Origin of the sequence: Streptococcus anginosus, from assembly GCF_900636475.1 — a bacterium.
Lineage (GTDB): Bacteria > Bacillota > Bacilli > Lactobacillales > Streptococcaceae > Streptococcus > Streptococcus anginosus.
This window is the reverse complement of sequence record NZ_LR134283.1, coordinates 1,113,156-1,135,376: the sequence shown is the minus strand read 5'-3', so window position 1 is coordinate 1,135,376 and position 22,221 is coordinate 1,113,156. Positions and strand designations below refer to the sequence as shown.

The 22,221-nt window shown below is 40.0% G+C and carries 19 protein-coding genes and 1 other RNA gene; 17 read left to right on the top strand and 3 right to left on the bottom strand.

The features are described 5' to 3' along the window. Positions 1–174: 174 nt before the first annotated feature. Positions 175–2,343 (bottom strand): penicillin-binding protein PBP1A, encoded by a 2,169-nt coding sequence (pbp1a, locus tag EL079_RS05520; protein WP_003031096.1) that lies wholly within the window; start codon positions 2,341–2,343, stop codon positions 175–177. Then, positions 2,336–2,938, bottom strand: coding sequence for a Holliday junction resolvase RecU (recU, locus tag EL079_RS05515; RefSeq protein ID WP_003031108.1), 603 nt, complete (start codon positions 2,936–2,938; stop codon positions 2,336–2,338). Before recU ends, pbp1a begins: the two co-directional genes overlap by 8 nt. A 69-nt stretch (positions 2,939–3,007) precedes the next feature. Here recU and EL079_RS05510 point away from each other — a divergent pair, with 69 nt between their 5' ends. From EL079_RS05510 to ahpF, 7 genes are all read left to right on the top strand, one after another. Next, on the top strand, positions 3,008–3,535 hold the full coding sequence (locus tag EL079_RS05510; protein WP_003025846.1) for a DUF1273 domain-containing protein: 528 nt from the start codon (positions 3,008–3,010) through the stop codon (positions 3,533–3,535). Between the two features lie 69 nt (positions 3,536–3,604). Beyond that, a complete protein-coding gene (gene gpsB, locus EL079_RS05505; RefSeq protein WP_003025843.1) occupies positions 3,605–3,946 on the top strand; it encodes a cell division regulator GpsB in 342 nt (113 codons plus the stop codon). 13 nt (positions 3,947–3,959) lie between these two features. Further along, positions 3,960–4,324: RNase P RNA component class B (gene rnpB / locus EL079_RS05500), an RNA gene on the top strand. A 55-nt stretch (positions 4,325–4,379) separates the two neighbouring features. Continuing rightward, positions 4,380–5,534: a THUMP domain-containing class I SAM-dependent RNA methyltransferase gene (locus EL079_RS05495; RefSeq protein WP_018543638.1), complete on the top strand. Its 1,155-nt coding sequence runs from the start codon at positions 4,380–4,382 to the stop codon at positions 5,532–5,534. Between the two features lie 12 nt (positions 5,535–5,546). After that, entirely contained in the window at positions 5,547–7,043 is a 1,497-nt protein-coding gene (locus tag EL079_RS05490; RefSeq protein WP_003031110.1) for a cell division site-positioning protein MapZ family protein, read from the top strand. 102 nt (positions 7,044–7,145) lie between these two features. After that, complete coding sequence (gene ahpC / locus EL079_RS05485) at positions 7,146–7,712, top strand: alkyl hydroperoxide reductase subunit C (RefSeq protein ID WP_003031092.1); 567 nt, start codon at positions 7,146–7,148, stop codon at positions 7,710–7,712. 10 nt (positions 7,713–7,722) lie between these two features. After that, positions 7,723–9,255: an alkyl hydroperoxide reductase subunit F gene (ahpF, locus tag EL079_RS05480; protein WP_003031114.1), complete on the top strand. Its 1,533-nt coding sequence runs from the start codon at positions 7,723–7,725 to the stop codon at positions 9,253–9,255. 196 nt (positions 9,256–9,451) lie between these two features. Here ahpF and EL079_RS05470 read toward each other — a convergent pair whose 3' ends face one another. Then, positions 9,452–9,934, bottom strand: coding sequence for an S-ribosylhomocysteine lyase (locus tag EL079_RS05470; protein WP_003031074.1), 483 nt, complete (start codon positions 9,932–9,934; stop codon positions 9,452–9,454). Positions 9,935–10,150: 216 nt separating this feature from the next. Between EL079_RS05470 and EL079_RS05465 the strand changes: the two genes are divergently transcribed. From EL079_RS05465 to EL079_RS05420, 10 genes are all read left to right on the top strand, one after another. Next, complete coding sequence (locus EL079_RS05465; RefSeq protein ID WP_003031459.1) at positions 10,151–11,758, top strand: ribonuclease Y; 1,608 nt, start codon at positions 10,151–10,153, stop codon at positions 11,756–11,758. 164 nt (positions 11,759–11,922) lie between these two features. Then, a complete protein-coding gene (gene gmk, locus EL079_RS05460; RefSeq protein WP_003031469.1) occupies positions 11,923–12,549 on the top strand; it encodes a guanylate kinase in 627 nt (208 codons plus the stop codon). 25 nt (positions 12,550–12,574) lie between these two features. After that, the gene (rpoZ, locus tag EL079_RS05455; protein ID WP_003031464.1) at positions 12,575–12,889 is read left to right on the top strand and encodes a DNA-directed RNA polymerase subunit omega; all 315 of its coding nucleotides are present in this window, start codon (positions 12,575–12,577) and stop codon (positions 12,887–12,889) included. 58 nt (positions 12,890–12,947) lie between these two features. Beyond that, a complete protein-coding gene (locus EL079_RS05450) occupies positions 12,948–15,329 on the top strand; it encodes a primosomal protein N' (RefSeq protein ID WP_003031465.1) in 2,382 nt (793 codons plus the stop codon). A gap of 72 nt (positions 15,330–15,401) precedes the next feature. Further along, positions 15,402–16,337, top strand: coding sequence for a methionyl-tRNA formyltransferase (gene fmt / locus EL079_RS05445; RefSeq protein WP_003031468.1), 936 nt, complete (start codon positions 15,402–15,404; stop codon positions 16,335–16,337). Further along, positions 16,327–17,640: a 16S rRNA (cytosine(967)-C(5))-methyltransferase RsmB gene (gene rsmB, locus EL079_RS05440; RefSeq protein WP_003031466.1), complete on the top strand. Its 1,314-nt coding sequence runs from the start codon at positions 16,327–16,329 to the stop codon at positions 17,638–17,640. The genes fmt and rsmB overlap by 11 nt, the downstream gene beginning before the upstream one ends. Before the next feature lie 18 nt (positions 17,641–17,658). Continuing rightward, the gene (locus EL079_RS05435) at positions 17,659–18,399 is read left to right on the top strand and encodes a Stp1/IreP family PP2C-type Ser/Thr phosphatase (RefSeq protein ID WP_003031460.1); all 741 of its coding nucleotides are present in this window, start codon (positions 17,659–17,661) and stop codon (positions 18,397–18,399) included. Beyond that, entirely contained in the window at positions 18,396–20,270 is a 1,875-nt protein-coding gene (pknB, locus tag EL079_RS05430; protein WP_018543640.1) for a Stk1 family PASTA domain-containing Ser/Thr kinase, read from the top strand. The genes EL079_RS05435 and pknB overlap by 4 nt, the downstream gene beginning before the upstream one ends. 260 nt (positions 20,271–20,530) lie before the next feature. Then, a complete protein-coding gene (gene liaF / locus EL079_RS05425; protein WP_003025810.1) occupies positions 20,531–21,229 on the top strand; it encodes a cell wall-active antibiotics response protein LiaF in 699 nt (232 codons plus the stop codon). Further along, a complete protein-coding gene (locus EL079_RS05420; RefSeq protein ID WP_003031470.1) occupies positions 21,226–22,221 on the top strand; it encodes an envelope stress sensor histidine kinase LiaS in 996 nt (331 codons plus the stop codon). Before liaF ends, EL079_RS05420 begins: the two co-directional genes overlap by 4 nt.

Genomic DNA, 22,221 nt, shown 5'->3' with positions numbered 1-22,221 from the left:
ATAAGGTATAAGACTGCTTCATGGTGATTTCATCAGGAATTGAAATATTAAAAACACGAACAATCTTATAGCCAGTTATTTACTGGTCTTGATTGTTCGTGTTTTTTAATTTTTACAAAACTCTGATTTGAAGGTGTTAACTTTTAAACGGCTTGGCTTTCAGGAACTTGTTCATTATCGGTTTCGTGAAGGAGGAGTTTCTGAATTTCCACCGCCATTAGGAGAACTTGCAGACGTAGAAGCACTCGGTTCTGTACTTGATGAAGCAGAGCTGCTTGATGACTCTTGGGTAGAACTTTCTTGGCTACTTGAAGAAGATGATGATTCTTCAAGACTCGAACTGGAAGTAGAATTATAATAATTTCCTTGGTATCTATTAGTGGAATTGGCTAAAAAGACATAATTTCCGCTACGATAAAGGCCGCTAGGCATTTCCCAGTCTTCTGTCCCGCTTTCAGACAAGTAAGACATCATCGCACGGTAAACATCTGTTGCGACTTTCACACCATCGTCCAGAACGGGAGTAAGACGATTAGTGTAACCTGTCCATACCGCCATTGAATATTTCTGCGTATAACCAACAAAGAGTTCATCAGGAGTCACAACACTAGAGCCACCATAAGGCTTCGTTAGTTTCGCTAGTTCATCATCGGAATAGTTGGAAGTTCCTGTTTTACCGGCTTGATAGACACCAGATATAGCTGCATTGGTCCCAGTACCAGATGTAAGAACTGTTTTCAGCATATTTGTCATCATGTAAGCTGTTGTTTCTTTCATTGCGGTTGTACCTTGATTAGAGAAATCTTTTGAGGTTCCATCGCTAAAGACAACACGGCTGACATATTGTGGTTTGTAATAAGTTCCACCATTTGCAAAAGCAGCATAGGCAGCAGCCATTTTTTCACTGCTGGCACCATATTTTCGATCGGATTTTGTCGTGTTACTTGAAATGGCATTTGCATATACCATATCTGGATAATTAATGCCCAGTCCGCTTAGGAATTTCTTAGACTTGCTGAGTCCGACGGCTTCTAACGTCTTGACAGCTGGAACGTTCCGAGACTCTTGAAGTGCATACTGAATGGTGATGTTTCCAAAATAGCGCATATCCCAGTTGTAGACTGGAGTAGTTGTTCCAGGATAATTATAAGGAGCATCACTAATGTAAGCAGCCGTAGAAGTGTAAATGCCATTTTCAATGGCTGGAGCGTAATCCGTGATCGGTTTCATGGTTGAGCCCCAGTCGCGATTGGTTTCAACCGCTTGGTTAGTACCAAAAGAAACATTTGAAGCTTGATTTCGGGCGCCTAGTTGAGCAATCACCTTACCAGTTGTAGCATCTATAATGGTAGAAGCTACTTGTAATTCATCATCTGGATAAGCAACATATTCATTGCTATTATAAATGTTCCAAAGGCGTTCTTGAGCCGCTCTGTTTACGTTTGTATACACTTCCATTCCCGTCGTCAGCAAGTTATAACCCGTTTCTTCTTGGACTTGCTCAATAACTTGCTTTAAGTAGTTATCCATGTAAGCAGGATAAGAAGCTGAATTTTTTAAGCTTTGCAGACCATCTGTGACGGGTGTATTGACTGCTTTTTCATATTGCTCAGCAGAGATGTATTTGAGTTTATACATTTCTGACAATACAAGATTGCGACGATTTTTGGCTGCTTCTGGTTTTGTATAAGGGTCGTATTGGTTTGGTGCCTGAGGCATCCCCGCCAATAAAGCAGTTTGAGCTAAGCTCAAGTCTTTCAAATCTTTGCCGTAATAACTTTGAGCAGCTGTTTGCATACCGTAGTTACCATTTGACATATAGACCTTATTTACATAGTATGTAATAATTTCTTGCTTAGTGGCTTTGCGCTCCAATTGAATAGCTAACCAGGCTTCTTGAATTTTCCGTGATAGTGTTTGGTCGGCACTTGAAGTGGAGAAGTAGGTCAGTTTAATCAACTGTTGCGTCAACGTTGACCCTCCTTGTCGATTTCCTCTGCGCAGATTATTCAAGAAAGCACCCAAAATACGAACAGAGTCCACGCCGCGATGATTGAAGAAACGGTGGTCTTCAATTGCAACGATAGCTCGTACTAAGTCAGTTGGAATATCACTTGTTGCCGCATTGACCCTTTTTTCAGAACCTAAGTCAGCAACAAGATTGTTTTCACTATCATAGATTTTACTGGAAGTTGTGGCGACTAGTTTCTTTTCTGACAAGGCAGGTGCCTTGTGAACTTGATAGAGAAAAATTCCTCCACCAGCTACAACTCCAAGCAGAAATAATGTAATGAGACCGATAGCTACATATTTTGCAGCTGTCAGTAAAGATTGCTTATTCATTTATTTTACCACCTAGTAAATTTTGTTGAATGATTTCAAGATAGGGAATGCTAGGAAGACCATTCTGTGAGATAGAATATCCATGCTTTTGAATGTAGTCAAGTGGCATGGACTTTTTCCCCTTGTCAATCTTGAAGAAGTTAATTAAATAAGGAGCAGGAAGTAGATATGTCAATTTTAAGGCTGAAAAGTGCAATAAAACGAAGCAAATTCCTCCTTGTTTGACGACTTGTTCCATGTGCTTGATTTGATGAGCATGAAAATTTTTCATCGGCATGGAAGCTTTTTGATGTGTTTCTTTTGCTTCAAAATCTATATAATGTCCCTGATAGACACCAGAATAGTCTGTTGTAGAGGCTTGTCGAAAGTAGGCTTCAACAATTTTTGCCTGACTACGTCTGGGATAATCCACTTTTACAATCTGAATAGGGGTCGGCTTCTTGTGAATGACCGCTAAATCGTGACTAAGATAATAATCATTCGTTTCATTGATCATTTTTTCAAACGACATTCCCCGATTCGCAAAGTCAACGGACTTCTTTTTGGGAAGTCTTAATGAATTTCGAGAGGGAACTTTATGTGGATAGTTGACCATATATCTCCTTATTGGTACAATAACATCACTCTATTATAACATAAAAAAGGAAATAAAGGGATAATTTAAGTGGTTAGCGTACTAATAGTGGGTTATCGGAATTTTGATTTGGGAATTTTTAATGACAAAGACCCTCGAATCAAGATTATTAAAAAAGCCATTCAGCGAGATTTAACGCGTTTATTGGAAGAAGGTGCGGAGTGGCTGATTTTCACTGGGAATTTAGGTTTTGAAGTTTGGACACTAGAGGTTGCAAAAGAATTGCAGCAAGATTACGATTTTCAAATTGCGACGATTTTTACTTTTGAGAATCAAGGTGAAAGCTGGAATGAAGCCAATCAAGAAAAATTAAGTCGTTTTAAACAGGTGGATTTTGTTAAATACGCCTATCCTCATTATGAAAATCCCAGCCAATTTCGTGATTACAATCACTTTCTACTCAGTAATACAGACGGGGCTTATATTTTTTACGATGAAGAAAATGAAACAAATTTAAAACATCTTTACCAAATGATGAAGAAACAAGAACAATATTTTATCAAACAATTAACATTTGATGACTTGAATGAGGTCGCAGAAAATTTTTCCGAAAATTAGATGTTTAACCTTGATTTTTGCGGTTCATTTTTTATATAATTAAAGTAATGAACGAGAATGGAGAGAGAAATGGCTAGTATTATTTACACACCGAAAGATATTTTTGATCAAGATTTTAAAGTTGGCGTCCGTGGATATAGCAAGGTTGAAGTGGACGAATTTTTAGATAATGTCATTAAAGATTACGAAACGTATGCTGCTTTGGTAAAGGAACTGCGTGAAGAAAATGCTCGTTTGAAAGCAGAACTCGCTAAAAAGTCAAATGAGGCGGCAACTTCACCTTTGACGCAATCTATCATGGAAACCCCTCAAGTGGCATCTGCTACGCTGACAAATTTTGATATTTTAAAACGCTTAAATCGTTTGGAAAAAGAAGTATTCGGCAAGCAAATCTTAAATAACGAAATTTAATAAGTAATGTGCAATTTTTGGATAATCGCGTGAAGAGTCGTCTTTTCATGAGGAAAGTCCATGCTAGCACGGGCTGTGATGCCCGTAGTGTTTGTGCTAGGTGAAACAATAAGCCTAGGGACGAGAAATCGTTACGGCGGACGAAACAGCTACGTCTCTGGATATGCTGGAATAGTCCTGAAAGTGCCACAGTGACGTAGTTTTTGTGGAAACACAAGAAGTGGAACGCGGTAAACCCCTCAAGCTAGCAACCCAAACTTTGGTCGGGGCACGGAATGCGTGGAAACGAACGCAGCATTCTGACTGGAAACAGTAGACAGATGATTATCGAAGGAAATGATACCTAGTTATTTCTGGAACAAAACATGGCTTATAGAAAGTTGCATATAGGTTTAGCTAGCGTATTATGCTAGCTTTTATTTTGAGAGGACGAATGAAAACAAAATTTAAGTTGATTGCGACTGCTGCGGCTGGTTTAGAGGCTGTGGTTGGTCGTGAAATCAGAAATCTTGGCTTAGAATGTCAAGTGGAAAATGGTCGCGTGCGTTTTGACGGAACTGTTGAAACCATTATTGAAACTAATCTCTGGTTGCGTGCAGCAGACCGCATTAAGATTGTTGTTGGCAGTTTTCCGGCTAAGACCTTTGAGGAATTATTCCAGAGTGTTTTTGCTTTGGATTGGGAAAACTATTTACCGCTTGGAGCAAAATTTCCAATTGCCAAGGCAAAATGTGTCAAATCAAAACTTCACAATGAACCAAGTGTGCAAGCTATTTCTAAAAAAGCAGTAGTCAAAAAGTTGCAAAAGCACTATGCTCGACCAGAGGGTGTTCCCCTAATGGAAAATGGAGCTGAGTTCAAGATTGAAGTTTCTATTTTGAAAGACGTGGCAACTGTTTTAATCGATACGACAGGCTCTAGTCTCTTTAAACGTGGCTATCGGGCTGAAAAAGGTGGCGCACCGATTAAAGAAAATATGGCGGCTGCGATTCTGCTCTTATCCAATTGGTATCCAGATAAGCCCTTGATTGATCCGACATGTGGTTCAGGAACTTTCTGTATTGAGGCAGCTATGATTGGCATGAATATGGCACCGGGGCTTCATCGCCATTTTGCGTTTGAAGAGTGGAATTGGGTTGATTCAGACTTGATTAGGCATGTTCGCGCTAGAGCTTTAGAGCAAATCAAGCAAGATATTCAGCTTGATATTTTAGGATCTGATATTGATGCACGAATGGTGGAGATTGCTAAACGAAATGCCGAAGAAGCAGGTGTTTCTGAGCAGATTCTTTTCAAGCAAATGCGCTTGCAGGATTTGCATACCGACAAGATAAATGGTGTCATTGTTTCCAATCCCCCTTATGGAGAGAGATTGCTGGATGATGATTCTGTAACCAAGCTTTATCAAGAAATGGGGCAGACTTTTGCACCACTAAAAACGTGGAGCAAGTTTATCTTGACGAGTGATGAAGCGTTTGAAGCAAAATTTGGCAGTCAAGCCGATAAAAAACGAAAACTCTATAACGGGACTTTAAAAGTTGATTTGTACCAATATTTTGGTCAGAGAATCAAACGTCAGATAGATTAGAAAGGATTTGCCGTGAGTAAAGACGAAAAACATTTGCCAGAACAAGAAGAAAAAGAATCAATTCTTGATTTTGAAACAGCTAAAGAAATGACAGTTGGTCAAGCTGCTCGAAAAAGCGAAGAACTTGAAGCAGGAGTGACGGAAGAGGATAATGTGCTGGATAAATACATTAAACAGCACCGTCAAGAAATTGAAGCTGGGAAATTTTCGGCTCAATCTGCAGAAGAAATGTCTGAAGCAGAAGATCAAGAACAACTGAGCCAGTTAGACTTAGCAGAATTTATCCAGGAGATGCACGATGAGGTTCAAGAGGAAGCCCCCCTAGAATCTGCAGAGGTAGCGTCTGAGGAGTCTGCCTTTGATGAAACAGTAGCTGCACTTGCAGCCAGCGAAGCAGAACCGCAAGAAACTTCGGAAGAAAACAGTACACAAACTCCAGAGGAGTTAGAGGCTGAGACAAAAATAATGGAACCAATTCAGCCTGAAATGGATGATATTCCTGTGAGTTCAACTGAGTCAACGGAAAGCTATCCGACTTTTACAGCGTTAGATGAAGAAATGGAAACGGAGAAAGTTCCATTTTATAAAAATAAGAAAGTCCTCTATTCTGCAGCGAGTGTTGCTTTACTGGCTCTAATCGGTGGGACTGTTTATCTGTCGTTGAATAGAAAGCAAGCAAAGCCAGCTACAAATTCAACGAGCCAAACCAGTAAATCTTCTACTACTTCTAGCTCTGAAAATAAGAATTTGAAAGCTTTCAACAGCCTTTATGATTCATTCTTTACAGATGCCAATAAATTGGCTTTGAAAAACAGCAGTTTCGGAAACTTAAACAAACTAAAAGCAGCACTAGAAAAATTAAAAAACACCAACGAGTACAATGTTGCCAAAGCAAAATACGATAGCTTGGTCAAACAAGTTGAGGCTGTTCAAAATGTGAATGCACAGTTCACCTCAGCAGCTATTACAGACGGTGTTTTAGATACAAAGGCGAAGATTAAAAGTGATGCCAAATTTACAGATGTCACAACTGGAAATACGGACTTGGATAAGGTGTTGAAATCTGCGATTAGCTTAGGAAAGAGTCAACAAACCTCTGCTCCTCAATCTGAGGCTGCCGCTGCACCGTCACAAAGCTCCGCTCAAGCACCTGTAGCAGAACAACCAGCTTCTGTACCAGCGCAAACAACTGCTCCAGCAGCACCAGCGTCAGGCACGAATTTACAGCGTCATTTAAGTCGAGTACCATACGACCAAACTAAAATTAACGACAGTAATAATCCAGCTTGGAATTTCAATCCTGGTGTGTTAGAAAAAATCTTAGCAACCTCACGGGAACGTGGCTATTTCACAGGAGATAATTATATTCTTGAACGTGTGAATATTATCAACGGAAATGGTTATTACAATTTATTTAGAACGGACGGAACCTACCTCTTTAGTATTAACTGTAAAACGGGTTATTTTGTAGGAAATGGCGCGGGTTACGCAGATGCTTTGGATTATTAGGAAACGTTTTCAAGCAAGATATTAGACACTAAAAATCTTATAGGCTATAATGGGCTTATAAGATTTTTATTTTATTATAAAACTAATTTTGGAGGTAATCTTATGTCACTTATTGGTAAGGAAATTGTCGAGTTTACAGCAGATGCTTATCACGCTGGAAACGGGAAATTTATCACAGTTTCTAGTGAAGATTTAAAAGGTCATTGGAGCGTCGTTTGCTTCTATCCTGCTGATTTTTCATTTGTTTGTCCGACTGAGTTGGAGGATTTGCAAGAGCAGTATGCAGCTCTTAAAGAACTAGGTGTGGAAGTTTATTCTGTTTCAACAGATACGCATTTTACACATAAAGCTTGGCATGATTATTCAGATGCCATTGGAAAACTTGAGTACATTATGATTGGAGATCCATCTCACACTATTTCACTTGGTTTTGACGTGTTAGATGAAAGCGGGCTGTCTCAACGTGGTACCTTTATCATCGATCCAGATGGTGTTGTTCAAGCGCTTGAAATCAATGCAGATGGTATTGGTCGTGATGCGTCTGTCTTGATTGACAAAATCCATGCTGCACAATATGTACGTAGCCATCCAGGTGAAGTGTGTCCAGCTAAGTGGAAAGAAGGAATTGAAACGCTGACTCCAAGTCTTGATTTAGTTGGTAAAATTTAAGGAGGCTTATATGGCTTTAGATGAAACAATTAAAGCGCAACTGAAGCAGTATTTGGAGCTTCTAGAATCTGATGTTGTATTTCAAGCTTCTTTAGGTCAAGATGAGCGTTCTGATCAGGTTCGGGCTTTTCTAGATGAAATTGTAGCGATGTCTCCTCGCTTATCACTAGAAAATACAGAAACTAACCGTAAACCAAGTTTTACTGTGACACAAGTTGGTCAAGCAGGTCGTGTGCAGTTTGCAGGACTTCCCTTAGGGCATGAATTTACATCTTTTGTGCTGGCTTTGCTGCAAGTCTCTGGTCGCGCACCAAAAGTAGAAGATGCTGTTATAAAACGAATTCAAGCTATTAAGCAGCCGCTTCATTTTGAAACTTATGTCAGCTTAACCTGTCATAATTGTCCAGACGTTGTTCAAGCACTGAATACAATGGCTGTGCTGAATCCAACTATCAGCCACACAATGGTTGAAGGGGGCATGTTTAGACAAGAAGTTGAAGACAAAAAGATCATGGCTGTCCCAACGGTTTTTCTAAATGGTGAAGAATTTGCAAATGGTCGTATGACCATTGAGCAACTGCTCGACAAGATTTCTGGACCTGCTTCAAGTGAAGAATTTGACAAAAAAGAACCATTTGATGTGTTGGTTGTTGGGGGCGGACCTGCAGGAAGCAGCGCAGCTATTTATGCTGCTCGTAAGGGAATTCGTACAGGTATGGTCGTTGAAACTTTCGGTGGACAAGTTATGGAGACTGTCGGTATCGAAAATATGATTGGTACGCCTTATACAGAAGGACCTAAGCTGATGGCGCAGGTAGAAGAACATGCCAAGAAATATCCAATTGATATCATGAAGAATCAACGTGTGAAGAACATTGAGAAAAAGGATTTGATTGAAGTGGAGCTTGAAAATGGAGCTGTTCTGAAAGCGAAAACAGCAGTTCTTTCTGTTGGTGCTCGCTGGCGAAATGTTAATGTTCCTGGTGAAGAAGAATTCCGAACCAAAGGTGTAACTAATTGTCCACATTGCGATGGTCCTATTTTTACAGGTAAAAAAGTGGCTGTTATCGGTGGAGGAAATTCTGGAATTGAAGCAGCAATTGACTTAGCTGGTCTGGCAGAGCATGTTTATGTGTTAGAATTTCTACCAACTTTGAAAGCCGATCAAGTATTGCAAGACAGGGTACAGCAACTTAAAAACGTGACAGTTCTAACCAATGTAGCTACAAAAGAAATTCATGGTTCCGATCAAGTTGAAGCCATTACTTATCTCGATCGTGCGAATAATGAAGAACATAAAATTGAACTCAGCGGTGTCTTTGTTCAAATTGGTCTTTTACCAAATACAGACTGGCTCAAAGATAGTTCAGTTGCTCTTAATGAACGTGGTGAAATTATTGTTGACAAACATGGTGCAACAAATGTGCCAGGAATTTTTGCAGCAGGTGATTGTACAGATAGCGCTTATAAACAAATCATTATTTCAATGGGTTCAGGAGCGACGGCAGCTTTGGGAGCATTTGATTATTTGATTCGTCAATAAAAAAAACGAGAGTGGGACAGAAATCAATCATTCGAAGAATGTGATTTCGTCGTCCCACTTTCCGCACAGTTGGTTAGGATAGCCGCTATCACCGGTATGATTAGGAATAAGGATATCCAACCAACCACTGCGTCTTGCAAGCTAAACTATAAAATGCATGAGGCTGGGAACTTTTGTCCCGACCTCATTTTTTAATTTACACAAGATGACGCTCGAAGGCATCATCAGAAATGCCTTTTTCTAGGATTAGTTTGCACCATTCTTTAGCGGAAAAGAGGCTGTGATCTTTGTAATTGCCACAAGATTCAATAGTCGTACCAGGGACATCTTCCCAAGTAGTGATTTCAGCAATTTCCTCTAAAGCTGCCTTGATGACTTTGGCAATTTCAGTTGAGCTATGCTGACCCCACATAATCATGTGAAATCCTGTCCGACAACCAAAAGGTGAGCAATCAATCATACCATCAATGTGAGTACGAATGAGCTTAGCTAGCAGATGTTCAATCGTATGAAGTCCAGCGGTCGGAATGGCATCTTCATTAGGCTGTACCAGACGAACATCAAAGTTGGAAATGATGTCCCCTTTAGGTCCCACCTCTTCGCCAATCAAGCGTACGTAGGGGGCTTTGACAATCGTGTGATCCAACTCAAAACTTTCAACAATGACTTCTTTGACCATAAATAGAACTCCTTTTACTTTTAATAAATTATACCATATTTTGCTCTAGCAAAGAAAAAATTTTCTGCTTAACAAAGCCTGTCAGGAAAAAGGATTCGCAAAAAAGAATGTGAAAACCGTCACGTATTTATAAGAATTTAGTTTGTGAAAAATTGATTTTTATGATAAAATAATTAAGAATTTTACAATTCAATATCAATAATTTGAGGTAAAAACATGGAAATGATTTTTGCAGGTGTTTTTGCCGTCATCATTGGTTTAGTCATTGGATATGTAAGTATTACAGCTCGCATGAAATCAGCGAAAGAAGCTGCGGAACTTACTCTTTTAAATGCTGAACAAGAAGCAACTAATTTACGTGGACAAGCTGAGCGCGAAGCGGATTTGTTATTAAAAGAAGTGAAGCGCGAAAGTAAATCCCTTAAAAAAGAAGCACTGTTAGAGGCAAAAGAAGAAGCCAGAAAATATCGAGAAGAAGTTGAGGCAGAATTTAAATCTGATCGTCAAGAATTGAAGCAATTGGAAAGTCGTTTGACAGAACGTGCGACAAGTCTTGATCGTAAAGATGACAATTTGACCAACAAAGAAAAAACACTCGAGCAGAAAGAACAAAGTATTTCTGATAGAAACAAAAACCTTGAGGCGCGTGAAAACAAACTGACAGAGTTGGAGCAGCACAAAGAAGCAGAATTAGAGCGTGTTGCTTCACTTTCACAAACTGAAGCCAGAGATATCATTCTCACTCAGACTGAGGATAAGTTATCAAAGGAAATTGCGACGCGTATTCGTGAAGCAGAGCAAGAAGTCAAAGAACGTTCTGATAAAATGGCAAAGGATATTTTAGTCCAAGCCATGCAACGGATTGCAGGTGACTATGTTGCGGAGCAAACCAATTCAACAGTTCATCTGCCGGATGATACGATGAAAGGTCGCATTATTGGACGTGAAGGTCGGAATATTCGAACCTTTGAAAGTTTAACGGGTATTGATGTCATTATTGATGACACACCAGAAGTGGTGACTTTATCTGGTTTTGATCCTATTCGACGTGAAATTGCACGCATGACAATGGAAGCCCTGCTGAAAGACGGTCGTATCCACCCAGCTCGCATTGAAGAATTAGTAGAGAAGAATCGTCTGGAAATTGACCATAAGATTCGTGAATATGGTGAAGCAGCGGCTTATGAAATCGGTGCACCAAACTTACATCCGGATTTGATGAAGATTATGGGACGCTTGCAATTCCGTACGTCATATGGGCAAAATGTATTGCGTCATTCTGTTGAAGTTGCTAAGTTGTCTGGTGTCATTGCAAGTGAACTCGGTGAAAATGCTAACTTAGCTCGCCGTGCAGGCTTCCTTCACGATATTGGAAAGGCTATTGACCGTGAAGTGGAAGGTAGCCATGTGGAAATTGGAACAGAATTGGCTCGTAAGTATAAGGAACATCCAATTGTGGTCAATACAATTGCCAGTCATCATGGTGATGTAGAACCTGAAAGTGTGATTGCAGTTATTGTTGCAGCAGCCGATGCGCTTAGTGCGGCTCGTCCAGGTGCTCGTAGCGAATCCCTTGAAAGCTATATCAAGCGCCTGCAAGATTTGGAAGAAATTGCCAATAGCTTTGAGGGCGTGAAAAATAGTTTTGCTTTACAAGCAGGTCGTGAGATTCGGATTATGGTCAATCCTGGTCAAATCAAAGACGATAAGATTACTATCTTGGCTCATGATGTGCGTGAAAAGATTGAAAACAACCTCGAATATCCAGGAAATATCAAAGTAACGGTCATTCGGGAAATGCGTGCTGTGGATTATGCCAAATAGACATTACTAAGAATGAATGTTTATCTAACTAATGTATAATTTTAGGCAAGTAAGAGTGACTTGCATTGTTTTCTCAGAAAACAAGCATCTACCTATGCTAAAAAGCAGTTGAAAAAATACTGCTTTTTTGTTACACTAGATAGAAAGACAATGAAGGAGATATGATGGCGGATCGTGGCTTGTTAATCGTTTTTTCTGGTCCCTCAGGTGTGGGGAAGGGAACGGTTCGAAGTGAGATTTTTGAAAGCTCAGACAATCAGTTTCAATACTCTGTGTCCATGACAACTCGTGCTCAACGTCCCGGTGAAGTGGACGGGATTGACTATTTTTTCCGTACGCGAGAAGAGTTTGAGGAGTTGATTCGACAAGGTCAGATGTTGGAATATGCAGAGTATGTTGGCAACTACTATGGAACTCCTTTGACCTATGTGAATGAAACCTTAGATAAAGGAATTGATGTTTTCCTTGAGATTGAAGTTCAAGGGGCGCTTCAGGTGAAGAAAAAAGTTCCAGATGCTGTCTTTATCTTTTTGACACCACCTGATTTGGCGGAATTGCAAGATCGCTTAGTGGGACGTGGAACAGATAGTGCCGAAGTAATCGCCAAACGCATTGCCAAAGCAAGAGAAGAAATTGCTCTCATGCGCGAATATGACTATGCGATTGTCAATGATGAAGTTCCGTTAGCGGCTGAGCGCGTCAAACGCGTCATTGAAGCTGAACATTTCCGAGTGGAACGTGTTATAGGTCACTATCAAGATATGTTGTCAGAACAACTTTCAGTAAGATAAGAATTTAGAAATTAGGTACAAGATTATGATGTTAAAACCTTCAATTGACACCTTGCTTGATAAGGTGCCTTCAAAATACTCCTTGGTGATTCTTGAAGCAAAACGTGCTCATGAATTGGAAGAAGGAGCAGCTCCGACTCAAGAGTTTAAGTCCGTCAAATCGACACTTCGTGCTTTAGAAGAAATCGAATCTGGCAATGTCGGGATTCACCCAGATCCTGAAGGCAAGCGAGAAGCAGTTCGTCGACGTGCTGAGGAAGAACGCTTGCGCAGAGAAGAAGAAGAACGTAAAATCAAAGAACAAATTGCGAAGGAAAAAGAAGAGGGTGAAAAGATTTAAGGTTGGGTCAGCTCAATCTTATTTTTTCTTTTAATGAGAAGTGAGAGGTGGTGAGAATGTGCAACTTGCAAAAGTCATTGTGGATGTCCCTTTAATGCAGACTGATAAACCTTACAGTTATACGGTTCCGAAAGAATTTTCAACTATGCTAGAAGTTGGTATGCGTGTGCATGTGCCTTTTGGGAAAGCCAATCGCTTGATTCAGGGGATTGTCGTAGAGCTGACAGAAGAAACGACACCAGAATTGAAAGAGATTGCAGAGGTTTTGGACTTTACGCCAGTTTTAAATGAGGAGCAGCTGTGGTTGGCAGAAGAATTGAGAAAATCTGTCTTTTCTTACAAAATTTCAATTTTAAAAGCTATGTTGCCGGGATTTTTGAATTCTAGCTATGATAAGATTCTTCATGCGCAACCTTCTTTGAATAAAGAAGATCGACTGCTCATTTTTGGCAATGCAGATCAGCAGCATTTCTCATCGCTTGATAAAGAGCTGCAAGCTAAGGTAATGCGTTTGACACGGCAAGGGGCGATTCAGGTAGAATACCAAGCGATAGATCAAAAGCATATTAAAACAGAAAAATGGTATCAAGTTAATCAAGAAATTTTGGAGCAGCTAGTCATTCCCCAACGGGCGAAAAAAAAGCAAGCCTTGCGAGACGTTTTGCAAGGTCAGACTGACATGTACCGTTTGGCGGATTTGAAAGAGCATTTTTCAAGAGAGGTCATTCATTATTTTGTGGAGCAAGAGGCTGTACAAATCATCGAAAAAGAAGTTAGTCGTTCTGAGGCTTATTTTGAAAATGTTGCAACAGATTCTGCATTGGTGCTAAATGAAGAGCAGGAAGCTGCGGTTCAAGCTATCACGCAGCAGATTGGGCAGGGTGGTAAGCCATTTCTGCTAGAAGGAGTGACAGGTAGTGGTAAGACAGAGGTTTATTTGCAGGTCATTCAAGAGGCGCTCAGCCGTGGCAAGACAGCCATTATGTTAGTGCCTGAGATTTCCTTGACACCACAAGTTACAAACCGCTTCATTTCGCGTTTTGGAAAGAAAGTAGCCATTCTTCACTCAGGCCTTTCAAATGGGGAAAGGTACGATGAATGGCGCAAAGTTGAGCGGGGAGAAGCACAAGTGGTTGTTGGTGCTCGTTCTGCTATTTTTGCTCCGTTAAAAAATATTGGTGCAATTATCATTGATGAAGAGCATGAAGCGAGTTACAAGCAAGACTCCAATCCACGCTATCATGCACGAGATGTGGCTTTGTTGCGTGCGAAGTACAATCAAGCTGTCCTAGTGCTAGGATCGGCGACGCCGAGTTTAGAGAGCAGAGCGCGGGCTGGTAAAGGTGTGTATCACTTTTTGCAATTGACCAAGCGAGCCAATCCGCAAGCTCAGATTCCTGAAGTGGAAATTGTGGATTTTCGTGATTACATTGGACAGAATGAAGCTAGTAATTTCACGCCTGTTTTGTTAGAAGCCATTCAAGATAAGATAGATAGAAAAGAGCAGGTTGTCTTGATGTTAAACCGACGTGGCTATTCTAGTTTTGTCATGTGTCGTGAATGCGGGACAGTTGATACCTGTCCAAATTGTGATATTTCCTTGACCTTGCATATGGATACGAAAAGTATGAATTGTCACTATTGTGGTTTTTCAAAAGGGATTCCTCATACTTGTCCGAATTGTTCCAGTCGGAGCATTCGTTACTATGGGACTGGGACACAAAAAGCCTCCGATGAATTAGCAGAAGCTTTTCCACAAGCTCGTATTTTGAGAATGGATGTTGATACTACTCGGAAAAAGGGCAGTCACGAACAAATCTTAAAAGAATTTGGTGAAGGGCGTGCAGATATTTTGCTGGGAACCCAGATGATTGCAAAGGGGCTGGATTTTCCAAATGTTACTCTCGTGGGAGTGCTCAATGCGGATACGGCTTTGAATTTGCCAGATTTTCGTTCATCTGAGCGCACCTTTCAACTCTTAACTCAGGTTGCTGGGCGTGCAGGACGAGCTGAAAAGGAAGGTCATGTGATTATTCAAAGTTACAATCCGAAGCATTATGCGATTACTTTTGCGAAAAATCAGGATTATGAGGGCTTTTATGCTTATGAAATGAGTATTAGAAAGCAGTTGGCCTATCCACCTTATTATTTTACGGTGGGACTTACCTTGTCTCATAAAATAGAAGCAGAGGTCGTCAAAAAGTCATACGAAGTTTTAAATATGATACGTTCTGGCTTGTCAGACAAAGTTCAGATATTAGGACCAACTCCCAAACCGATTGCCCGCACTCACAATCTCTATCATTATCAATTGATTATTAAATACCGTTTTGAAGAGCATTTACAAGAGGTTTTAAATCAGATTTTGGATTGGACACAAGAAAAGGACAATAAGGACTTACGTTTAAGTATAGACCACGAGCCACAAAGTTTTATGTAGCCTTATTTTAGCTTTTTTAAAGAAAAGCAGGCTTTCTTCTGATATAATAGTAAAAAAGAATATGAGGAAACCATGACAAACATTATTTTTATGGGAACGCCGAATTTTTCTGCAACGGTGCTTAAAGGATTGCTGGAAAGCAAACAGTACGAGATTTTGGCAGTAGTTACACAGCCAGATCGCGCAGTAGGACGTAAAAAAGAAATCCGCATGACGCCTGTTAAAGAACTGGCTTTAGACTATGGCTTACCAATCTATCAGCCAGAGAAATTGTCTAAAAGTGCTGAATTAGATAGTTTGATGAATTTAAACGCTGATGGTATCGTCACAGCAGCTTTCGGTCAATTTTTACCAAGCAAATTGCTAGATTCGGTCAATTTTGCCGTCAATGTGCATGCGTCGTTGTTACCAAAATATCGCGGAGGAGCTCCCATTCACTACGCCATTATCAACGGTGACAAAGAAGCCGGTGTGACTATTATGGAAATGGTCAAAGAGATGGATGCGGGTGATATGATTGCGCGTCGAGCGATTCCTATTGAGGAAACAGACAATGTTGGGACGATGTTTGAAAAGTTAGCGTTGGTCGGACGCGATTTGCTACTTGAGAGCTTGCCTAGTTATCTAGCTGGAGATTTAAAACCAGTTCCGCAAGACAAAAATCAAGTTACCTTTTCACCAAATATTTTACCAGAAGAGGAGAGAATTGATTGGACCAAGACCAATCGACAACTTTTTAATCAGATTCGAGGCATGTATCCGTGGCCAGTAGCGCATACGCTTTTAAATGGAGAACGTTTTAAAATTTACAAAGCTACTCCAGTAGAAGGGGCTGGTCAACCGGGAGAAATTCTTGCTATCAGGAAAAAGGAATTGATTGTAGCAGCTGGTGAGGGCGCACTTTCTCTGAAAACAGTACAGCCAGCTGGAAAGCCCAAAATGACTATCATTGATTTTCTGAATGGTCTGGGACGGCAATTATTAGTAGGTGATTTCTTTGGTCAATAAAATAAAAACAGCGCGGCAAACGGCTCTTGCAGTTTTAGAAGCAGTTTTTTCAGAAGGAGCTTATTCTAATATTGCTCTCAACCAGACTTTGCTAGGAGTGCCTTTAAGTTCTGCAGACAAAGGACTTGTAACAGAAATCGTATATGGTACCGTTGCACGTAAAATCACTTTAGAATGGTATTTGTCTCATGTTATTGAAAATCGAGATAAGTTGGATTCCTGGCTTTATATTCTTTTGTTGATGAGTTTGTATCAAATACAGTATCTTGATAAAATTCCAGCGCATGCGGTCGTCAATGAAGCGGTAGAGTTGGCAAAGGCACGAAAAAAGGGAAGCGAAAAGTTCGTCAATGCAGTACTGCGAGGATTATTGCGGGACGGTGTAGCAGATATAGGCAGTATTAAACGTAAAAACAAACGCTATTCTATTCAATATTCTTTGCCAGTTTGGCTGGTTAAAGTGCTGATTGAAGAGTACGGTGAAAAACGAGCTCTAGCTATTTTCGAGAGTTTATTTCTTCGGAATAAAGCCAGTGTTCGAGTGGTGGATTTAAGCCGTAAAGAAAAATTAAAACAAGTGTTGCAGGTAGAAGATTCGCTATTAGCTCCGAGTGCGTTGGTGAAAAGCCACGGTCATTTTGCAGGGCATGCCTTGTTTGAGGAAGGTGCTATTACTATTCAAGACGAGTCTAGCCAATTGGTCACGCCAACTCTTGAATTGCGCGGCGATGAAAAAGTGTTAGACGCATGCAGTGCACCCGGTGGTAAAACCATGCACATTGCTTCTTACTTAACGACAGGACAGGTCACGGCATTAGATCTCTATGAGCATAAGTTGGCTCTGATAAAAGAAAATGCACAGCGCTTAGGTGTGGCAGATAAAGTGATTACGAAAAAGCTAGATGCGAGAAAGGTTTTTGAAACTTTTGGAGCAGACGCCTTTGATAAAATTTTAGTAGATGCGCCGTGTTCAGGAATTGGTCTAATCCGACGGAAACCAGATATTAAATATAATAAAGAAAATGCAGATTTTGCCTCGTTGCAAAAAATTCAGCTTGAGATACTGGATAGTGTTTGTCAAAGCTTGCGAAAAGGTGGTATAATAACTTACAGTACCTGTACGATTGTTTCGCAAGAAAATTTTCAAGTTGTTGAGCAGTTTTTGGCAGCTCATCCAAATTTTGAACAGGTAAAACTAGAACATAATAGACAGGATATTCTAAAAGACGGCTGTATCTTAATTACACCGGAATTATATGGAAGTGACGGTTTTTTCATCAGTCAATTCAAACGAATATCCTAACAGGAGGAAACTGACAGTATGGAAATTTCATTATTAACAGATGTTGGTCAGAAGCGTACAAATAATCAAGATTATGCCAATCAATTTGTTAATCGTGCCGGTATGACAATGGTTCTTTTAGCAGATGGTATGGGAGGTCACCGTGCCGGTAATATTGCTAGTGAAATGGCAGTAACAGACCTCGGTGCCGCTTGGGTGGATACTCAAATTGATTCCATTAACGGCGTTCGTGAGTGGTTCGCAGAACATCTCGAAACAGAAAATCAAAAAGTTCATAAATTTGGTCAAGATGAAGAATATAAAGGCATGGGAACGACGCTTGAAGCCTTAGCGATTATTGGTAATCAAGCAATTTATGCCCATGTAGGGGATTCTCGTATTGGTTTAGTGCGCGGTGAAAGTTATCGTCAGTTGACGAGCGACCATTCTCTGGTAAATGAATTGCTTAAGGCGGGACAAATTACGCCTGAGGAGGCAGAGCGTCATCCACAACGCAACATCATCACGCAATCAATCGGTCAAAGAGGCGAAGTGCAGCCTGATGTTGGCATGATTAGCTTAGAAGATGATGATTACATTATTTTAAATAGCGATGGTTTGTCCAATATGATTTCAGAAAGTGAAATTTATGATATTATGACAAGCGATATTGCTCTTTCAGAAAAAGCGGAAACCTTGATTCGCTTTGCAAATAATGCAGGTGGTCTGGACAATATTACAGTTGCCCTGGTTCATTATCATAAGGAGGACGCAGAATGATTCAAGTCGGCAAGATATTTGCCGGACGATATAAAATCATCAAACAAATTGGTCGAGGTGGCATGGCAGATGTTTACTTGGCCAAAGATTTGATTTTAGACGGGGAAGAAGTCGCGGTTAAAGTTCTAAGAACGAATTATCAGACGGATCCGATTGCTGTGGCGCGTTTTCAAAGAGAGGCGCGAGCTATGGCAGACTTGGATCATCCTCATATTGTTCGGATTACCGACATTGGAGAAGAAGAAGGTCAGCAATATCTAGCAATGGAATATGTGGCTGGACTCGACTTAAAGCGCTATATCAAAGAGCATGCTCCTTTGTCCAATGAAGAAGCGGTTCGAATCATGGGACAAATCCTTTTGGCGATGCGTTTGGCACACACGCACGGGATTGTTCACCGTGATTTGAAACCTCAAAATGTCCTTTTAACTCCAGATGGCGATGCAAAAGTCACTGACTTTGGAATTGCGGTAGCTTTTGCAGAAACGAGCTTAACGCAAACCAACTCTATGCTGGGGTCTGTACATTATTTGTCACCAGAACAGGCGCGTGGTTCAAAAGCGACCGTTCAGAGCGATATTTATGCCATGGGGATTATTTTCTATGAAATGCTGACAGGACATATCCCTTATGATGGAGATAGTGCTGTTACGATTGCCCTACAGCATTTCCAAAAGCCTCTTCCTTCTGTGATTGCTGAAAATCCAAACGTTCCACAAGCATTGGAAAATGTAGTCATCAAGGCAACGGCAAAAAAATTGACGGATCGTTATCAGTCAGTTGCAGAAATGTATGTGGATTTATCAAGCTGCTTATCTGCTGACCGTCGAAATGAGAAAAAACTAGTTTTTGATGACACTGCTAAAGCAGACACAAAGACACTGCCGAAAGTATCACAAAATACCTTGACTTCTGCGACGAAGTCAACACCTACTCCTACAAAAGAAGCAGTCAGTAGTAAGCCTACGCCTAAGCCAAAAGCAAAAAAGAAGCGCCGTTTAAGAACGCGATATAAAGTTTTGTTATCAGCAGTGGTTTTAGTCATCGCAGCTCTGGTGGCTTTAGTCTATTTGAGCCCGTCAAATGTAAAAATCCCAGATGTTACTGGAAAAACTATTGCCCAAGCACGTTCTGCAATCGAAACTGCAGGTTTGAAAGTTGGCAAGGAAAAAGACGAATACAGTGATTCTGTTAAAAAAGATTCAGTTATTCGCACCAATCCAGAAGCGGGAACGCAACGTCGTGAGGGCAGTACGGTGGATCTGATTGTCTCAAAAGGGACTAAAACTTTTATTATGGAAGATTATAAAGGTCAGAAAAGAGCAGATGCTATCAACAATCTGGTACAAAAATACAAGGTTTCAAAAGGCTTAATTAAAACAGAAGAAGTTGAAAGTAGTGAGTATGCGGCAGGAACAGTTGTTGATCAAACACCAGCAGCAGGCAGCACTTATGATTTGACTTCAAAGACACGTATTACGTTAAAAGTAGCGAAGTCCGTTTCAAGTGTCACGATGCCAAGCTATATCGGCTCAACCTATGAATTTGCTTATAATAATTTGACGGAAGTGATTGGTATTCAAGGTGCGAATATTGAAAAACGTACGGTTACAACAGCTCCAGCGGGTACACAGGCAAATACGATTATCAGACAAACCCCAGAAGCTGGTCAGTCTTTGAATTTGAAGAGTGATCGCATTGTCTTATATGTATATGAGCCAAAAACCGAAGATTCTTCAACATCTGAAAGTAGTTCACAATCTGATAGCAGCTCAGATAAAACTAGCCCATCCTCTAGCAGTTCGTCAGCTAGTGGTAATGATGGAAGCAGCTCAAAAACACCAGACACAAGTGCTAGTGCAAGTAATTAAAAAAGAGAGAGGATAAAATCGTAGTTTTGTTAAACCGATTTTCCCTCACTCTTTTTTTGCACTCGTTTTACATCATTGATAAGCATTGTTTTTGCTCAATCAAGTTTATCCAGTATATTGTAAATAAAAATGTTAGCTTCTAGGACTACAAACTAGAACTTGAAAATATTTTCTTCCAGTTCACTCCCTTCTTTTCATACCTTAGCCGGAGGAATTTTTGTAAGTTTTTGATACAATAGAGTAAGAAAGGTATCGAGGCTATGAGAAAGATCCAATTTTTTATCTTTGTTGAATCTATTCTATTAACATTTGCATTAGTGACCATTTTGTCTGGTCATTTTTCACGTGTTATTCTTTTTTTGGTGCTCTTCTTGTTATTGCTCTATTATTATTTTGGAAAACAAAGAGGAAATTTTCTGCTAGTAACCTCTACCATACTGCTCTTTTTCATTATTATGCTCAATCCTTATGTTATTGCTGCCTTGCTCTTTGCGGTCATTTATGGCATGATTGTGGCTTATCCTTACATTTATAAGGAAAATGGAGTGACGAATCTCATCTTTGATGATGCAGTAGAACAAAAACGTGAAAAAAATCAATGGTTGGGAAATCTTCATCATTTTGGCTCATCAGATACCTGTCGATTTGATGACATCAATCTTTTCCGTCTTATGGGTAAAGATACGATTCATTTGGAACAAGTCATTATCACAAACCATGACAATGTGATTATTTTGCGAAAATTTTTCGGAAATACAAAAATCATCGTGCCAGTTGATGTGGCAGTCAGCCTGAAAGTGAATAATTTATATGGTGAATTGCAGTTTTTAGATCAACCTGTTTATGAATTGCGAAATGAAAGTATCAGCCTAACGACACCAGACTTCAAGCGAGCACATAAAAGCGTCAAAATTGTCCTGTCAACGTTTTTAGGAAATGTTGAGGTGGTTCGCAAATGAAAAAAGTCTACTATCTCTTGATTAGCTTTTATTCCCTACTCATTTTAGGAATCATTATTCATTATATTTTTAGCCTATTTAATTTTGATTGGCAACTGATTTTTAGTAATGTAGAGCGGTTGGAAAAGTTCAGTTTCTTTGTGATTGTACTGACTTTATCTCTGACGATGCTGATGATTTTAGGTGTTAAAGTGATTCAAATGGTCACTTTATCTGCCATTCAGATAAACCTAAAAAATGTTTTAGAAGGTCGAGAATTGCAAGAAATTCATCATCCTGAAATTGATATCTCTTTTCGGCTGGTTTCAGAGAAATTAACTCATTTGACAGAAAATCTGCAAAAGTCAGAGAACCGCGCCCTGCAAAATGAGGAGACGATTATTGAGAAAGAACGCAAGAGAATTGCGCGTGACTTACATGATACGGTCAGTCAAGAACTTTTTGCTGCCAATATGATTTTGTCAGGTGTGACAGGTCAAGTGGAGAATTTAGATACAGATGCATTATCAAAACAATTGATTGGCGTATCAGGAATTTTAAATACAGCTCAGCGTGATTTGCGTATCTTGCTTCTACATTTGAGACCGACAGAGTTGGAAGGAAAAAGCTTGGTTGAAGGGCTGAATCTCATCTTGAAAGAGCTATCAGATAAAAGCGATATTGAGGTGAGCTTTCATCATGATGTGCAAAAATTACCGAAACAGATTGAGGAGCATATTTTTAGAATTGCTCAGGAAATTATCAGTAATACGCTTCGCCATGCCAATGCAAATCATTTAGATGTTTATCTATATCAAACACCGTACGAATTGCAGTTAAAGATGATAGATGATGGGATTGGCTTTGAGCACACTTCGTCTGATGAATTGAGTTATGGTTTGAAAAATATAGAAGAAAGAGTAAACGATATGGCAGGAACGATTCAGATTTTAACGGCTCCTAAACAAGGAGTAGCGATTGACATTCGTGTACCTTTATTGAAAGGAGTTTAG

What these genes read in the sequence shown, in the direction of transcription:
- pbp1a (WP_003031096.1), bottom strand. Translation starts at nt 2,343, where the DNA reads ATGAATAAGCAATCTTTACTGACAGCTGCAAAATATGTAGCTATCGGT.
- recU (WP_003031108.1), bottom strand. Translation starts at nt 2,938, where the DNA reads ATGGTCAACTATCCACATAAAGTTCCCTCTCGAAATTCATTAAGACTT.
- gpsB (WP_003025843.1), top strand. Translation starts at nt 3,605, where the DNA reads ATGGCTAGTATTATTTACACACCGAAAGATATTTTTGATCAAGATTTT.
- EL079_RS05495 (WP_018543638.1), top strand. Translation starts at nt 4,380, where the DNA reads ATGAAAACAAAATTTAAGTTGATTGCGACTGCTGCGGCTGGTTTAGAG.
- ahpC (WP_003031092.1), top strand. Translation starts at nt 7,146, where the DNA reads ATGTCACTTATTGGTAAGGAAATTGTCGAGTTTACAGCAGATGCTTAT.
- ahpF (WP_003031114.1), top strand. Translation starts at nt 7,723, where the DNA reads ATGGCTTTAGATGAAACAATTAAAGCGCAACTGAAGCAGTATTTGGAG.
- EL079_RS05470 (WP_003031074.1), bottom strand. Translation starts at nt 9,934, where the DNA reads ATGGTCAAAGAAGTCATTGTTGAAAGTTTTGAGTTGGATCACACGATT.
- EL079_RS05465 (WP_003031459.1), top strand. Translation starts at nt 10,151, where the DNA reads ATGGAAATGATTTTTGCAGGTGTTTTTGCCGTCATCATTGGTTTAGTC.
- gmk (WP_003031469.1), top strand. Translation starts at nt 11,923, where the DNA reads ATGGCGGATCGTGGCTTGTTAATCGTTTTTTCTGGTCCCTCAGGTGTG.
- rpoZ (WP_003031464.1), top strand. Translation starts at nt 12,575, where the DNA reads ATGATGTTAAAACCTTCAATTGACACCTTGCTTGATAAGGTGCCTTCA.
- fmt (WP_003031468.1), top strand. Translation starts at nt 15,402, where the DNA reads ATGACAAACATTATTTTTATGGGAACGCCGAATTTTTCTGCAACGGTG.
- EL079_RS05435 (WP_003031460.1), top strand. Translation starts at nt 17,659, where the DNA reads ATGGAAATTTCATTATTAACAGATGTTGGTCAGAAGCGTACAAATAAT.
- pknB (WP_018543640.1), top strand. Translation starts at nt 18,396, where the DNA reads ATGATTCAAGTCGGCAAGATATTTGCCGGACGATATAAAATCATCAAA.
- liaF (WP_003025810.1), top strand. Translation starts at nt 20,531, where the DNA reads ATGAGAAAGATCCAATTTTTTATCTTTGTTGAATCTATTCTATTAACA.
- EL079_RS05420 (WP_003031470.1), top strand. Translation starts at nt 21,226, where the DNA reads ATGAAAAAAGTCTACTATCTCTTGATTAGCTTTTATTCCCTACTCATT.